The sequence below is a fragment of the Croceivirga thetidis genome (assembly GCF_012272815.1).
GTDB lineage: Bacteria > Bacteroidota > Bacteroidia > Flavobacteriales > Flavobacteriaceae > Croceivirga > Croceivirga thetidis.
In genome coordinates, this window is sequence record NZ_JAAWWL010000002.1 from 656148 (window position 1) to 671021 (window position 14874).

The window sequence follows — 14874 nt, forward strand, 5'->3', positions numbered from 1 at the left end:
GCTACCTTTATCCAAATTTTGATAGCAGATGAAGAAGCTTATACTTTCATTATTGACCCTCACTGTGCTTAGTTGTAATACGGTTCCTGAAAATGGGTTTCGCATAGAGGGGCAGTTACGGGGTGACTTAGAGGATAGCACTCTTGTTTTTCTTCGTATTAATGACACCTTGCAAAGAGGTATGGTTACCCTTGATAGCACATACCTTGTAAATGGCAGTTTTGAATTTAGCGGTGAGACAAAAATGCCCGAATTACATTACCTGAGTTTTGATGGAATTCGTAACGCCGCAGCCGTTATTATTGAAAACGGAACCATTGAATTCAAAGCACAAAAAGACAGTCTCAATTTTGCTAAGGTTAAGGGAACCGAACAGAATAAAATGTTCATGGAGTTCATGGATGAGCGAAATCGAATGCAAAACATTGCGAAAACTTTTAGCGATGATCTTAGAAGGGCCAACGCTGCCAATGATACAGCAACAGTAAATTCATTACGAGAGGAATATTTTGAGCTTCAAGAAAAATCAAAGAATTTTAACCAGGAATATATTGAGAGCCATCCCAACGCCTTGATGTCAGCCCTTTTACTCTATGAGATGGCGCAACGCAAGACGCTACCCATCGAAGATATCGAGAAATTGAGCCAAAAATTTTCACCTGAAATACAAAAAACACGGCCAGCTAAGAAAATAAAGGAATTGGTTGAGACGGCTAAAAGAACCAAAATTGGGGCTGTGGCACCTGATTTTTCAGGTCCAACGCCAGATGGCAAACAATTAGCACTCAATGACGTAAAAGGAAAAGTTACGCTAATAGACTTTTGGGCTGGCTGGTGTAGGCCTTGTCGAATGGAAAATCCCAATATCGTCTCGGTCTATGAGAAATATAAGGATAAAGGCTTGGAAATAATCGGGGTTTCATTAGACCGTAATAGAGAACAGTGGTTACAAGCCATAGAAGATGACGGCCTTGAATGGAATCAAGTTTCAAACGTTCAGTACTTCCAGGGTCCAATTGCACAATTGTACAATATTCAAGCCATTCCAGCCGCTTTTCTTCTTGATGAAAATGGCGTCATTATTGCTAAAGACCTTCGCGGACCGGCTTTGGAAGCCATGGTTGCAGAACTATTGAAATAAAAGAACTTTTACCAAAATAAAAACCCTGGTGAAAATTGCACCAGGGTTTTTTTATTAAGAAGTAATAGGTTATTAAAACCTATTAAAGTAATCGTCGAAATTTCCACTTACTTCAGCCGAATCTGCAATGGATACATCTCCAAATACATATACTCGATTAGTTTCTCCAAGGAATTCCAATTTGGCGTTATCCTGTAAGATTAAATCTCCATAAATGATTAAAGTGCCTTCGATACGCATGGTCGCATTATCGCCAACAACAATATTTCTTCTTCTACTATTTCTTCCGTTATAAAGTGTGCCCTGTACTTCAAAAAGTCCATTTTCAGTAACATTCAATTCATTACGTACTGACCAAGAACCACAAAGCAGTAATTCACCCGATATACTTAAATCCCTGAAATAATAACTTCCATTATAGTCTAAATCTTGACCTTGAGCTACATTTAGGTTGTTACCTCCAGGATATCTCTGACTAGCACTACAAGCCTCGGTCAATGATTCTGTTGGCCTATTCATTTTAATTATCTGCAATCCAGCTCTTCCTGAAGCAGCAAAGATGAAATCACCTTTTGACGCCACATGGTTAATTGATCCACTTAATTCGATTATCCCTACCTGGTTTAGGTCATCACCATTTTCTGAAATTGCAAGACCTGCACCACCATTGGCCATTAAGAAAACATCATCGTTAAAGGTGACTGAGTTAGTTACCACCTCTTCTTGAGAAGCGTCTTGTGGGTTGATTAAAATTGGCAAATACCCTTCGAAAGCTCCTGTTTGGATATTATAGATACCCGCTCCATTGCTGCCTTCGGCAACTGATATTTTATTATCGAAATAAGAAATGGTTCGTTTATCTGCCTCCCTAAAGTCACCATTACTAATGGGAAAACCTCCATTAGGTTCGAGATTTGAATCCAAGTAATGAACCCCATAAGATGCATCCAATACTGCAAGATTGTTCTCCATTTCTATTATATATCGTAAGTCATCATAAGGAACCTCACGAATAAGCTCTAATGAGTTTTTGTCGTATTGCGTCAGGTATCCATTTCTACCACTGGAAACGAAAAGTCCATTTTGGTTGATAACCAAATCATTGGCAGAAAGACCTTCTTGAAAGCCATAGGAAATACCACCAGAAATATCCAGTCGTCCACTATTAACAGGAATCTTACCGATAAAGGAATTAGAGGTTGCTGTTACCGATTGTTCCGAATCAACCCCACCAACAACATAAATATATCCGTTGTCATATTGCAGTGAATTGATATCCGCATTAATGTAATAAAGTCTAGAAGTTAGTCTTGGCTGCAAAACATTTGAAATGTCTATTACATCCACTCCACCGGCATAAACATCACCTGCTGTATTGTAAGAAACGTAGAGGTAGTCCCCATTCATATCGATGTGGGTCGCAGCTAAATCAGTAGCATTTGCATATGAAGGTGCCGATATATTTGCAACAAGGGTCAAAGGATATTGGTCAGCATCAACTCCATTCGATTTAGAGCTCGCCTTTAAGGCGTCGTCTTGATAAATATCCAAAACACCACTCTCATCATAATTAACACTGTTTGAAAGTATGGATTCGTTAATTTCAAGAACTAAAGACTCATTGGGATCTTCGTAAATGATTGTTTCGTCAGTACATGCATTAAAAACTACTGCGAATACCACGGGAAAGAGTATTCTTTTTTTCATAAGTAGGCATTAATTTGTTTGGTATTCTACCAACGAATGCAACTACCTGATTGTATGAATGTTTGCACTTTTTCGATGAAATGAAGCATTTCATCATAAATAATGTCAAAAAAGAAGGTTTTTTCTTACAATAATTAAATCTTACCGAGCTTTTGAAGAATAAAAAGTCCAACTATCGGAATGGCCAATAAAATTACCATTAGGGTTTCATCAACAAGCAATTCTGGACGAAAAATTATTGTTGTTATATATCCTCCAACAGCGCCACCAAAATGTGCTGTATGCCCAATATTGCCTATTCGGGTTTTCATTCCATAAATGGAATATATCAAATAGCCAATCCCTAAAATATATGCCGGTAATGGAATGGGAATAAAAAAGAAGCCCAATGTCATATTAGGTTGTAGCAGAATGGCTGAATATAGAATACCAGTTACAGCCCCACTGGCACCCACTGCACTGTAAAAGGGCTCATCTTTATGAAAGAACAATGCAAATAAGCTCCCAGCCAAAAGACTTATCAAGTAAATAATGATAAATTTTCCTGGGTCAAACCAATAGATGACCACGTTTGCGAAAAAATACAATGTTATCATGTTGAATAAAAGGTGTGTATAGTCAACATGGAGAAAACCAGAGGTAAGTGTTCGCTCTTTTTCTCCAGTCTTTATGGCACCAACACTAAACTTGTAGCGTTCAAAAAACGAACGGTCGTTAAAGCCTTTTAGTGAAGCCAAAACATTGGCTGCTATGATTGCAATTGTGGCAATATGAAGGTTTTGCATGTACGCAGTTTGGTCTCAAATATAGCTATATTTGCGCAACGAATTTTTTATGCAGCTACTAGCGTACCTCATAGCTTATCCCCTGCTCTGGCTCGTTTCACGACTACCTTTTCGAATACTTTATTTCATATCCGACGTAGTGTATCTATTGGTATATCACATGATTGGATATCGTAGAAAAGTGGTAGAAGAAAATTTAAAGTTGGTTTTCCCAAAGAAATCAAAGTCAGAGATAAATACCATTCAAAAAAAATTCTACAAGCATATGTGCGATATGTTCTTGGAAATGGTAAAGACCATGGGGATTTCGGAAAAGGAATTGCACAAGAGATTTACATTTACCAATGTAGAGGTCATTCATGAATTTGAAGCAAAAAACAAAAGCATGATGACCTTTTTTCCGCACTATGCAAGTTGGGAGTGGACCATAGCACTAGACCCATTAATTCAATCAAAAGGTTATGCCATTTACCAAGTGGTCGGGAATAAATATTTTGATAAACTAGTGAGGCGTATTCGAGAAAAGTTCGGCACCACGCTGATATCTACCAGAGAGACCCCAAAAGTGGTACGTAGTAACCGAAAAAACAACCAACTCAGTATTTACGGTATTCTAAGCGACCAATCACCCATGGTAATGCACGCCAAACATTGGACTGAATTTATGGGCATCAAGGTTCCGGTACATGTGGGAGCGGAAGTTTTATGCAAGAAACTGAATATCCCGGCAGTCTATTTGAAAGTGGAAAAACTAAAAAGGGGGTATTACCAAGGCACTTTTATTGTTTTGGCAGAAAACCCAAACGAACATAACAACTTTGAAATAACGGATGCCTTTTTGAGGCAGGTCGAAAAATCAATTCAAGAAGCCCCTGAATATTACTTTTGGACGCATAAGCGGTGGAAGCACCGAAATAAAGTCCCTGCCGCACATTCAGATTGATATTTCTTGCTGAAGTCATAATGCGTATCTTAAAGGCTTAATCCATCTTCATGAAAGATATAGAGATTGCCAGAGAAGTAACGCTTCGACCCATTGCTGAAATCTCAGAAAAGCTGGGCATCCCATCAAATACTTTTGAACCTTACGGTCATTACAAAGCGAAACTACCCATTGAGCTTATTGATACCGAAAGTGCCAAAAACTCAAACCTTGTATTGGTCTCAGCCATTTCCCCTACCCCAGCTGGCGAAGGGAAAACGACCATGTCTATCGGATTGACTGAAGGCTTGAACCAATTGGGAAAAAAGACCACTGTGGTTCTCCGTGAACCTTCGTTGGGCCCTGTTTTTGGTATTAAGGGAGGGGCCACTGGAGGTGGTTATTCACAAGTACTACCTATGGAGGATATCAACCTTCATTTTACCGGAGACTTCGCTGCAATTGAAAAAGCCCATAATCTTTTGTCTGCTCTAATTGACAACAACATTCAAAGCAAGACCAATTCGCTGAACTTAGACCCAAGGACAATTTCATGGAAACGGGTTCTCGACATGAACGATAGGTCTTTAAGACATGTTATTGTCGGTTTAGGAGGAACCGCCTCAGGTATTCCGAGGGAAACAGGTTTTGACATCACTGCAGCATCAGAAATAATGGCAATTCTATGTTTGGCTAATGACCTACTTGATTTAAAAAATAGACTGGGGTCCATTTTTATAGGATTTACGTTTAAAGGAGATCCAATCTATGCACGAGATTTAAAAGCAGAAGGTGCTATGACAGCCCTTTTGAAAGATGCCTTAAAACCCAATTTGGTACAAACCATAGAAGGTAATCCTGGCATAATACATGGTGGACCCTTTGCCAATATCGCCCAAGGCACGAATTCGGTGATTGCGACCCGAATGGGTATGACCTTTTCTGATTATACGGTCACCGAAGCAGGTTTCGGTTTTGACCTTGGGGCTGAGAAGTTTTTTGATATCAAGTGCCAAAGTGCAGACCTTTCCCCAAAAGTGGTAGTGCTTACTGCAACTATCCGAGCACTAAAATACCACGGCGGAAAACCATTGTCAGATTTGACACAACCCGATTTGGACGCCTTGAAAAAAGGACTTCCCAATTTAGAAAAGCATGTAGAAAATATAAAACAATTCAACGTAGAACCGGTCATTGCAATAAATCGCTTCAATTCAGATAGTGAAGAAGAAATAGCTGTTATTCAAGAAAAAGCAAAAGAACTAGGGGTGTCAGTGGCGATAGCAGAGGTTTGGGCCAAGGGAGGAAAAGGCGCGCTTGATTTGGCCGAAAAGGTGGTCTCCATTGCCGAAAAAGCTAAGGGTGATTTTACACCGATGTATAAATGGGAAGATTCCATTGAGGATAAAATAGAAAAAATCGCCACTAAAATCTACGGTGCAGAATACGTGGACTATAATGCTCAAGCTAAAAAGGACTTAAAGAAAATAAAAACCCTGGGTTTAGAGCATTTACCTGTTTGTATTGCGAAAACCCAGAAATCCCTTTCTGATAATCCAAAACTGTTAGGAAGGCCAAAAGACTTCATTATAACTGTGCGCGAGATTGAAATAGCAGCGGGCGCAGGCTTTGTAATCCCGATAACAGGTAATATTATGAGAATGCCGGGTTTACCTGCTAGACCTGCTTCTGAGCAAATTGATATTGATGCCAAAGGAAATATTTCGGGTCTGTTTTAAACTCAACTATAAGTTTTGTAAATACCTAATTATTTTAAAGTGAACCCTATCAATATCCAAACAAAAATATTTTCGATTCTGGTTTTTTTTCTCCTCATTTGCCCGTTGTTTGGACAAGAAGAAAATCAATCAAAAACAGATGTGGATTTAATTTCTGCAATAAAACAGGATATATGGATTCCATTTATGGAGGCCTACCGAGATTATGACGAAGAAAAGTTAAAATCAATCCATACAGAAGATATTCTGAGAATCAATATTGATAATAATCAAATTCGTTATGGAGCGCCTTATTTAAATGAGTTTGCTGCTTTTCTACCACGGATGAAACAAAATGGTGATAAAGTCGGTATTGCCTTTGTAATTTTAACCACAGCATTCAATAACACTAAAGAAATCGCCTACCAAACAGGGTATTATCAATTTCAAATGCAATCAATGGAAGAAGAAGCCATTAGTCCACGAGGATATGGCTACTTTCATGTTGGTCTCCGAAAGGAAAAAGATGTTTGGAAAATCTTTTTGGATTCCGATAAAAAAGCAGACCTGAACACTGCCCAATTCAAAGGCGGAAATACGGTTTACGAATTGGAAAACTAAAGACCGGCTATCGTTTTTATTTCTTCAATTATTCTATCTGCAAGAGAATTGGCCTCGACTTGACTTTGGGCCTCCGTATAAATTCTAATAATTGGTTCCGTATTTGATTTTCTTAAGTGTACCCAATAGTTTAGAAAATCAATTTTTACACCGTCTATAGTAGAAACCTCTTCATTTTTATATTTATCATGCATGGCATGCAACAAGGCATCAACATCCAACTCTGGAGTCAATTGAATTTTTTTCTTGCTCATGAAATAACTTGGAAAACTTGCCCTTAATTCAGCCACAGTGCCTCCCTTTTCAGCCATAAGCATCAAAAACAAGGCTGTACCCACCAACGAATCTCGACCGTAATGGCTTTCAGGATAAATGATGCCTCCATTCCCTTCGCCACCAATAATGGCGTTTGTAGCTTTCATTTTAGTAACTACATTAACTTCGCCAACGGCAGCAGCCTCATAAGTGCCTCCATGTTTCTGGGTTATATCTCGAAGTGCCCGGGACGATGAAAGATTTGATACCGTGCTCCCTGGTGTTTTCCCCAATACATAATCTGCACAAGCAACCAAGGTGTACTCCTCACCAAACATTTCACCGTCGTTGCTGATAAAAGCCAGTCTATCCACATCTGGATCAACTACAATACCAAAATCTGCCTGCTCATCAACGACCATTTTACAGATATCACCTAAATGTTCCTTTAAAGGTTCTGGATTGTGTGGAAAATGCCCCGTAGGATCACAGTACAGTTCAACTACTTCCACGCCAAGTGTTTTTAGCAGCTTTGGAATTGCTATACCTCCGGTGGAATTAACTCCATCAACCACTACTTTGAATTTTTTCTCTCGAATCACATCAGCCTCAACCAATGAAAGGTTTAGAACTTCATCTATATGAATGTCGATGTAAGAATCATTTTTCGTGATGGTTCCCAAATCGTCAACTTCAGCAAAGTCAAAATCTTCTTTCTCAGCTAATTCCAAAATTTTGGCTCCCTCTGCAGCATTTAAGAATTCTCCTCTTTCATTCAATAATTTTAAGGCGTTCCATTGCTTAGGATTATGGCTGGCCGTGAGAATAATTCCGCCATCCGCTTTTTCTAATGGTACAGCAATCTCCACAGTTGGTGTAGTCGAAAGACCTAAATCAACAACGTCAATCCCTAACCCAACCAATGTAGAGACCACCAGGTTTTGGATCATTTCACCAGATAACCGAGCATCACGTCCAATTACCACGGTCAACTTTTCTTTTTTGGAATATTCCTTCAACCAAGTGCCATAAGAGGCTGCAAACTTTACCGCATCAATTGGGGTAAGATTGTCACCTGTATTTCCACCAATTGTTCCTCGGATTCCTGAAATGGATTTGATTAAAGTCATATGTTGAAAAAGTTTTTGCAAATATATGGTGATGAAACCAACCCCAAGTCTTGAATTTGTAAATTCATTCCGTGAATTTTTTGGCCCACATTTATCTTTCTTTCGACGAACCTGAAATTACACTTGGAAATTTTTTTGCAGATCATATTCGGGGCAATAAATACCAGCATCTGCCGGAAAGAATTCAAAAAGGTATCCTTTTACATCGAGAAATCGACACCTATACTGATGCACACCCAATTGCTAAAATGAGCAGTAAACGTCTTCACAAGAATTATAGTCATTATAGCAGGGTTATCGTAGACATTTATTACGACCATTTTTTAGCTAAGAATTGGGATGATTACTGTCCTATTCCTTTAAAAAAATACGTTGAGGATTTCTATGATTTGTTAGAGGAGAATTACAATATTTTACCGATAGGGACCAAAAGAATGATGCCCTACATGATTGCTGATAATTGGCTTTATAATTATTCCAATTTGGAAGGAATTTCAAGGGTTTTAAATGGAATGAATAGAAGAACCAATAATAAATCAAAGATGAATTTTGCGATTCTTGATTTGGAAGAACACTATGAAGCCTTCGAGAATGAATTCATCGAATTCTTCAAAGATTTAAGTACCTTTTCCCGAGAAAAATTTAATGAACTATGCGAAAACTAATACTGTTATTAGGAGGTTTAACACTATTTACTGCGTGCAAAACCAATGCTCCAGAACCTACTGGACTTGTTACTAAAAATGCAATGGTTGTCGCTGCACGTGAAGAAGCAGCAGAAATCGGTGTTGAAATCATGAAAAAAGGTGGTAATGCCTTTGATGCCATGGTTGCTACTGAATTGTCACTATCGGTAGCCTTCCCGTTTGCAGGTAATTTAGGTGGTGGTGGTTTTATGGTTTATCGCAAGAACAATGGGGATGTCGGAAGCATAGACTATAGGGAAAAAGCGCCCTTGACCGCACATAAGGATATGTACCTTGATTCCCTAGGGAATGTAATACCCAATATGAGTACAGTAGGCGCCACTGCAGTGGGCGTACCTGGTACGATCGCTGGGGTCTTTGAAGTTCATGAAAAGTTTGGGTCCCTTTCAATGGAGGAGATTTTGAAACCAGTTATAGCCCTGGCCAAGAGGGGTGTTATCGTGACAGAGAAGCAGGCAAAAAGATTGGAGTTTCTAAGGGAAAGGGTAATCGAAGTTAGTGGTGACAGTACCAAGTTTGCACAAGTTTTCGTTAAGGGAGACACCATAAAATATCCCAAGCTAGCTTGGACTTTAGAGCAAATAATGGAAAAAGGCCGTGACGGTTTTTATAAAGGGGAGGTTGCCGAAATGCTAGCTGGTTTTATCCAAGAAAAAGGGGGTTTCATTACTGTTGAAGACTTGGCCAAATATGAAGCAAAATGGAGGCAGCCAGTAATTTTCAAATACAAAGACTTGGAAATTATCAGTATGAGTCCACCGAGTAGTGGCGGAGTAACTATCAATCAAATTTTTAAAATGATGGAGCCCTATGATGTTGCGGAATACGGCCATAATTCGGCCAAGACCATTCAATTATTTACAGAGGCTGCGAGACGTGCCTATGCCGATAGAAACTTCTTTTTAGGCGACCCAGATTTTGTAGATATACCTTTGGATGTATTGCTTAGTCAGAATTACCTTGATGAACGAATGAGTACGTTTTCATTTGAAAAGGCCACCCCTTCAGACTCCGTTTCACATGGAGCCGTAGAAATTTTGGAAAGTGCGGAAACAACTCACTACTCCATAGTCGACAGTGAGGGGAATGCCGTTTCTGCTACCACCACTTTGAATGGTGCCTATGGATCTAAACTTTTTCATCCTGAATTGGGCTTTTTCTTGAACAATGAAATGGATGATTTTAGTTCCAAACCGGGCGTGCCGAATATGTTTGGGTTAATTGGCGCTGAGGCCAACAACATACAACCTGAAAAAAGAATGCTAAGTAGCATGACCCCTACAATTGTTGAAAAAGATGGGGTTTTGTATATGGTGGTCGGAACTCCAGGAGGTTCAACCATTATCAATTTTGTCGCACAGACCATTCTCAATGTTTATGAATTTGATTTGAGCATGCAGAACGCTGTGAACGCACCAAGATTTCATCATCAATGGCTGCCCGATATGATTCTGTTTGAAGAGGAAGGGTTTTCAGAAGAATTAAAAACCGAATTAAAAGACAAAGGTTACAATCTATTTGAAGGTCCCGCCAGAATTGGAGGTAAGGTAGATGCTATTCGAGTTTTACCAAATGGGAATTTGGAAGGAGGTGCGGACAAACGCGGGGACGACAAAGCGGTTGGCTATTAATGAAAGCTTTTGACATTGTTCTGCTTACCACAGATAAATATATGCCTTCGGAAACGCAAAATCCTTTGGCTACAAATCCCATTTTGGAAAATGAATTGGTAGCTCAAGCGCTCCGGCAAGAAGGACTAAAAGTGACAATTCAATCTTGGTTGGACTCTGAATTTGTTTGGGAAAGCACCAAATATGTATTGATACGCACCCCATGGGATTATTTTGAGCAGTTTGATGAATTTTCAAAATGGTTTCAGACTACAGCCAAGAAAACATTATTTATTAATAGTTCAGAACTAATTCAATGGAATATCGATAAAAACTATCTAAAGGAATTAGCAACAAAAGGGGTTCATATTCCAAGTACTTTTTTTATTCCGAAAGGTTCAGGTTTATCCTTAACAGAAGCCTTGACCCTTGCAGAAAAAGAGTTTGGAAAAGAATGTACAACTTGGGTTTTAAAACCTTGTATTGCTGCCGGTGCTTTTCATACCTATAAATTCGAAAAAGATGAAATGGGTGCTAATGAAGAACGATTTAGAAGTCATATAGCGGAAGGAGATTTTATGCTACAAGAATTCCAACAAAGTATTTTGGACAAAGGTGAAGTATCCTTAATGCTCTTTAGCGGGGAGTACACCCACGCGGTGTTGAAGCTACCGAAATCGGGTGATTTTCGAGTACAAGATGATTATGGTGGTAGTGTCGAAAATTATAACGCTTCAATTAAAGAAATAAACTTTGCAAAGCAGGTTGTAAATGCAGCACCTGAAGAAGCCGATTATGCACGGGTAGATATTTTTATGGATAATGAAGGTAAGCTTGCCCTGGCGGAACTTGAAATTTTTGAACCGGAACTATGGTTTCGCCTTAAACCTGAAGCTGCCCAGGTCATGGCCAAACAATTGAAAAAACGTTATTTCCAATGAAACGAATTTTAAAATGGGTTGGAGTCATTTTTGCAATACTAATTCTGTTGGGCATTGTGCTGGCATGGATTAAGAGTGAGCCTTTACCCGCTGGAGAAAATGGTCAAGCAGCGAATGAACACGCTGAAAAAATGCTAAAGGCAATGAACAGTGAGGCTTACGCGCAAACCCGCTACCTTGAATGGTCTTTTCGGGGTGGAAAAAATCATTACAGATGGGATAAAAAACTTGGTATTTGCCATATTAGATGGGAAGATTACAAGGTCGTCTTAAACTTAAATAACCTAGAAAAGAGTGAGGCTACCAAGGCCCACCAACCACTTGAACCAGACAAAAAAATGGAAGTTGTTGAAAAAGCACTGGAATATTTTAATAACGACTCCTTTTGGTTGGTAGCACCATATAAAGTCTTTGACAAAGGAACCGAAAGGTCATTGGTCGAATTAGAAAATGGAGAAAAGGGATTATTGGTTACTTACCAAGAAGGTGGAAGCACTCCCGGTGATAGCTACCTTTGGCTGTTGAACGACAATGGTTTTCCAAATTCATTTAAAATGTGGGTCGGGGTTATTCCAATAGGAGGTGTCGAAGCAAGTTGGGACAATTGGCTTGTAACAGAAAGTGGCGCCTTTTTACCCAAAACACACCAATTCGGACCTATGGAGTTTGATATGGGAAATGTTAGGGGTTATAACTGAATTTAATCAACAACAAAGTTGGAATCCAAAAAAATGAAATACCTCTCCCTTAAAAATTTGAATGTTCGCCTTCGCAATCAACTTGGTTTTGCCCTAGTATTATTTTCTTTTATTACCAATGTAACAGCTCAGCGTTTAATGGTAAGTGATAACCATCGTTTTCTAGTAAACGAAGATAACCAACCGTTTTTTTGGTTGGCCGATACGGCTTGGGAACTTTTTCATAGGTGCGATTCTACTGAGATAACAAACTACCTAAACAAGAGAGCCTCTCAGGGATTCAATGTCGTTCAAGCGGTAGCATTGGCAGAGCTTGACGGATTAAATACCCCAAATACGAATGGAGATAGACCATTGCTTGACAACAATCCAGAAAAACCGAATGCGAAGTATTTTGATTATGTGGATTGGGTTATAGTTGAAGCAAAAAAACGAGGGATATACATTGCGCTTCTTCCTACTTGGGGAGATAAACTTTTTACCAATAACTGGGGTGTTGGGCCTGAAGTGTTCAACCAGAAAAATGCTCAGTCTTTTGGTAAATGGATTGGAAGTCGCTTTAAAGCACATGATAACGTTATTTGGGTAATCGGAGGTGATCGTAACCCCAGAGATAATAGTGAAGATGTAGACGTTTGGAATCAAATGGCCGAAGGAATTCTATCGAATTATGAAAATCAAGATGATGTCCTTCTTACTTTTCACCCTCAACCAAAACAAGCAGGAGGTTCATCCACATGGTTTCATGATGAAAAGTGGCTAGATTTCAACATGCACCAAACCGGTCATTGCGCCAACCAAGGCACCTACCTGCACATTGAACATGATTATAACTTGAAACCGACCAAACCCGTATTGGACGGGGAACCGCTGTATGAAGACCATCCCAACTGTTTTAATGCAAAAGAACTTGGGCACTCTGTGGCAAGGGATATACGTAGAATCATGTACTGGAATGTCTTTGCTGGGGCGTTTGGACAAAGTTACGGTTGCCATGCGGTTTGGCAGATGTATGATTTGGATAAAAAGGGTGTAAATCAACCGTTACGACCTTGGAAGGAAGCATTGGATTTACCAATGGCAAATCAAGTAAAGCACCTTAAAAACTTAATGCTATCGCGTCCATTTTTAAGTCGTATACCTGATCAAGAAATGATTATTGATGCGCAAGAAGCGAATAATGATTACACTTCTGCCACAAGAGATATAGATGGAACTTATGCCATGATTTATTTTCCACAAGGTAGGGATGTACCTATTTCGTTAGAAAACCTTCAAGGGCAAAGCTTCAATACATGGTGGTATGATACAAGAACAGGAAATAGTTTTATGGGCAAAGAATTAACCTTAAAAGAGGAAATTCAAATTACGCCTCCAACTTCTGGATTAGGGAATGACTGGGTGTTGGTCATAGATGCCGTGAAATTCAACTATCCAAAACCCGGTGTGTCTTTGTATGACTAAAGCTCTGTTAACCCAAATTCAGAAAGAATAACTTCCCATTCTTGTGTTTCCAGAATTTCTAAGATGCGTTGTGAAATTGCTTGTTCCAGCTCAACCGCGTCCTTTTTTATTCCAAAAGCATAAAATTGAACATCGAATTTTAAGGGCAATACTTCAAGCTTTTTCAATGACTCATCTTTTTTCATACGATATTGTAAAATCGGTTCGTCATAAATAAAAGCATCCAATTGTCCTTTCTTTAGGTCTTTCAATCCAGGTACAACCCCTTCGTATTCAATTACATCTTTAAAAAAGTGAACTCGAAGAAAATCCCTTGATTCAGAACTTTTAACCGTACCGACTTTTCTGTCTTTAAAAGCATTAAAGCTATCCGAACTATTTGCCAATTGATTTACGGTTAAGCTTGAAGCAATACTCGCTGTCAATCCAGAAACAAATAACAATCCACTTAACATTAGACCAAGTGCGGCAATCTTTCCGCCTCGTGTCTTCGGTGATTTATCTCCATAACCCACAGTAGTCAAGGTAACAGCAGACCACCAGAGACCATCCCAAATTCCCTTATGATTTTTTCGAAATTCAGGATTCCCCCTCCGTTCGAAAAGCCAAGCTAGCATTCCAAAAAACAACAGTATTATGAACAGTAGTAAAAATCCCCTCAAGAAATTCAGTCGAAAAAACGATTCTACAAACTGTTTGATTTTTTGAAATGAAGAAAGCTGGGCAACTGCAATAGTTGAATGTGATGCAAAGAAAGAGTGGGTGAATTCCATCTCTTTGCTCCTATCTCCTGTGATGGTCAATGGATTTATACTAACATCGATTTCTCCAGATTTGATAGCAGTTAGCATCTCTGAAAAGTTCATCTGCTTTAGGGTATACTCCAGCTCTAAATCATCAGCAACTTTGCGCCATAACCAAATATTTATTCCTTCTAGTAAACCATCTTCCTGAATAATAAAAGGAGCTGCAGGAGCATAGCCTACAATCAGTGTGTCTTTGGTTTCATCAATTTCCTGCCCAATACTGGAATTAAATAAGAGCAAGAGAACCAGTGTAAAACTATATTTCATAAGGTTGGCAATTACCCTAAAAATACACATTACCTAGATACATCAACAAACTGTAATTCTGTATTCAAATTCAACGTCACTTCGTATATTCCGCTAAATTTT

The 14874-nt window shown here is 39.0% G+C and carries 13 protein-coding genes; 9 read left to right on the forward strand and 4 right to left on the reverse strand.

Annotated elements, in window-relative coordinates:
• Positions 1 to 28: 28 nt before the first annotated feature.
• Positions 29 to 1141: a TlpA disulfide reductase family protein gene (locus HCU67_RS10640; protein ID WP_168552606.1), complete on the forward strand. Its 1113-nt coding sequence runs from the start codon at positions 29 to 31 to the stop codon at positions 1139 to 1141.
• A gap of 72 nt (positions 1142 to 1213) precedes the next feature.
• Here HCU67_RS10640 and HCU67_RS10645 read toward each other — a convergent pair whose 3' ends face one another.
• Both HCU67_RS10645 and HCU67_RS10650 read right to left on the reverse strand, forming a co-directional pair.
• Complete coding sequence (locus HCU67_RS10645) at positions 1214 to 2848, reverse strand: LVIVD repeat-containing protein (protein ID WP_168552607.1); 1635 nt, start codon at positions 2846 to 2848, stop codon at positions 1214 to 1216.
• A 134-nt stretch (positions 2849 to 2982) separates the two neighbouring features.
• Positions 2983 to 3633 carry a rhomboid family intramembrane serine protease gene (locus tag HCU67_RS10650; RefSeq protein ID WP_168552608.1) on the reverse strand — a complete coding sequence of 217 codons (651 nt, stop codon included), beginning with the start codon at positions 3631 to 3633 and terminating at the stop codon, positions 2983 to 2985.
• Positions 3634 to 3682: 49 nt separating this feature from the next.
• Here HCU67_RS10650 and HCU67_RS10655 point away from each other — a divergent pair, with 49 nt between their 5' ends.
• The 3 genes from HCU67_RS10655 to HCU67_RS10665 all read left to right on the forward strand — a co-directional run bounded on the left by HCU67_RS10655 (position 3683) and on the right by HCU67_RS10665 (position 6894).
• Positions 3683 to 4576 (forward strand): lysophospholipid acyltransferase family protein, encoded by an 894-nt coding sequence (locus HCU67_RS10655; protein WP_168552609.1) that lies wholly within the window; start codon positions 3683 to 3685, stop codon positions 4574 to 4576.
• 50 nt (positions 4577 to 4626) lie between these two features.
• Positions 4627 to 6294 carry a formate--tetrahydrofolate ligase gene (locus HCU67_RS10660; protein ID WP_168552610.1) on the forward strand — a complete coding sequence of 556 codons (1668 nt, stop codon included), beginning with the start codon at positions 4627 to 4629 and terminating at the stop codon, positions 6292 to 6294.
• 141 nt (positions 6295 to 6435) lie between these two features.
• The gene (locus HCU67_RS10665) at positions 6436 to 6894 is read left to right on the forward strand and encodes a Cif family virulence factor (protein ID WP_168552611.1); all 459 of its coding nucleotides are present in this window, start codon (positions 6436 to 6438) and stop codon (positions 6892 to 6894) included.
• Here the strand turns inward: HCU67_RS10665 and glmM are convergent.
• The gene (gene glmM / locus HCU67_RS10670) at positions 6891 to 8279 is read right to left on the reverse strand and encodes a phosphoglucosamine mutase (RefSeq protein WP_168552612.1); all 1389 of its coding nucleotides are present in this window, start codon (positions 8277 to 8279) and stop codon (positions 6891 to 6893) included. The genes HCU67_RS10665 and glmM overlap by 4 nt on opposite strands.
• Positions 8280 to 8350: 71 nt before the next feature.
• On the opposite strand from glmM, the gene HCU67_RS10675 reads away from it, so the two are divergent.
• Genes HCU67_RS10675 through HCU67_RS10695 form a run of 5 tightly spaced genes read left to right on the forward strand, consistent with a single transcriptional unit; the run spans position 8351 to position 13699 of the window.
• Positions 8351 to 8944: an ACP phosphodiesterase gene (locus tag HCU67_RS10675; RefSeq protein ID WP_168552613.1), complete on the forward strand. Its 594-nt coding sequence runs from the start codon at positions 8351 to 8353 to the stop codon at positions 8942 to 8944.
• Positions 8932 to 10617 carry a gamma-glutamyltransferase gene (gene ggt, locus HCU67_RS10680; RefSeq protein ID WP_168552614.1) on the forward strand — a complete coding sequence of 562 codons (1686 nt, stop codon included), beginning with the start codon at positions 8932 to 8934 and terminating at the stop codon, positions 10615 to 10617. The genes HCU67_RS10675 and ggt overlap by 13 nt, the downstream gene beginning before the upstream one ends.
• On the forward strand, positions 10617 to 11537 hold the full coding sequence (locus HCU67_RS10685) for an ATP-grasp domain-containing protein (RefSeq protein WP_168552615.1): 921 nt from the start codon (positions 10617 to 10619) through the stop codon (positions 11535 to 11537). Before ggt ends, HCU67_RS10685 begins: the two co-directional genes overlap by 1 nt.
• Positions 11534 to 12235 carry a hypothetical protein gene (locus tag HCU67_RS10690; protein ID WP_168552616.1) on the forward strand — a complete coding sequence of 234 codons (702 nt, stop codon included), beginning with the start codon at positions 11534 to 11536 and terminating at the stop codon, positions 12233 to 12235. The genes HCU67_RS10685 and HCU67_RS10690 overlap by 4 nt, the downstream gene beginning before the upstream one ends.
• Before the next feature lie 33 nt (positions 12236 to 12268).
• On the forward strand, positions 12269 to 13699 hold the full coding sequence (locus HCU67_RS10695; protein ID WP_168552617.1) for a glycoside hydrolase family 140 protein: 1431 nt from the start codon (positions 12269 to 12271) through the stop codon (positions 13697 to 13699).
• Here the strand turns inward: HCU67_RS10695 and HCU67_RS10700 are convergent.
• Positions 13696 to 14772, reverse strand: a complete 1077-nt coding sequence (locus HCU67_RS10700) for a transporter substrate-binding domain-containing protein (RefSeq protein ID WP_168552618.1) — start codon at positions 14770 to 14772, stop codon at positions 13696 to 13698. The two genes, HCU67_RS10695 and HCU67_RS10700, sit on opposite strands and share 4 nt — an antisense overlap.
• Positions 14773 to 14874 lie beyond the last annotated feature (102 nt).

Bases quoted from the DNA above. Each gene is read 5' to 3' on its own strand.
- HCU67_RS10645 (WP_168552607.1), bottom strand. From the start codon at position 2,848: ATGAAAAAAAGAATACTCTTTCCCGTGGTATTCGCAGTAGTTTTTAAT.
- glmM (WP_168552612.1), bottom strand. From the start codon at position 8,279: ATGACTTTAATCAAATCCATTTCAGGAATCCGAGGAACAATTGGTGGA.
- HCU67_RS10690 (WP_168552616.1), top strand. From the start codon at position 11,534: ATGAAACGAATTTTAAAATGGGTTGGAGTCATTTTTGCAATACTAATT.
- HCU67_RS10640 (WP_168552606.1), top strand. From the start codon at position 29: ATGAAGAAGCTTATACTTTCATTATTGACCCTCACTGTGCTTAGTTGT.
- HCU67_RS10700 (WP_168552618.1), bottom strand. From the start codon at position 14,772: ATGAAATATAGTTTTACACTGGTTCTCTTGCTCTTATTTAATTCCAGT.
- HCU67_RS10685 (WP_168552615.1), top strand. From the start codon at position 10,617: ATGAAAGCTTTTGACATTGTTCTGCTTACCACAGATAAATATATGCCT.
- HCU67_RS10655 (WP_168552609.1), top strand. From the start codon at position 3,683: ATGCAGCTACTAGCGTACCTCATAGCTTATCCCCTGCTCTGGCTCGTT.
- HCU67_RS10660 (WP_168552610.1), top strand. From the start codon at position 4,627: ATGAAAGATATAGAGATTGCCAGAGAAGTAACGCTTCGACCCATTGCT.
- ggt (WP_168552614.1), top strand. From the start codon at position 8,932: ATGCGAAAACTAATACTGTTATTAGGAGGTTTAACACTATTTACTGCG.
- HCU67_RS10650 (WP_168552608.1), bottom strand. From the start codon at position 3,633: ATGCAAAACCTTCATATTGCCACAATTGCAATCATAGCAGCCAATGTT.
- HCU67_RS10695 (WP_168552617.1), top strand. From the start codon at position 12,269: ATGAAATACCTCTCCCTTAAAAATTTGAATGTTCGCCTTCGCAATCAA.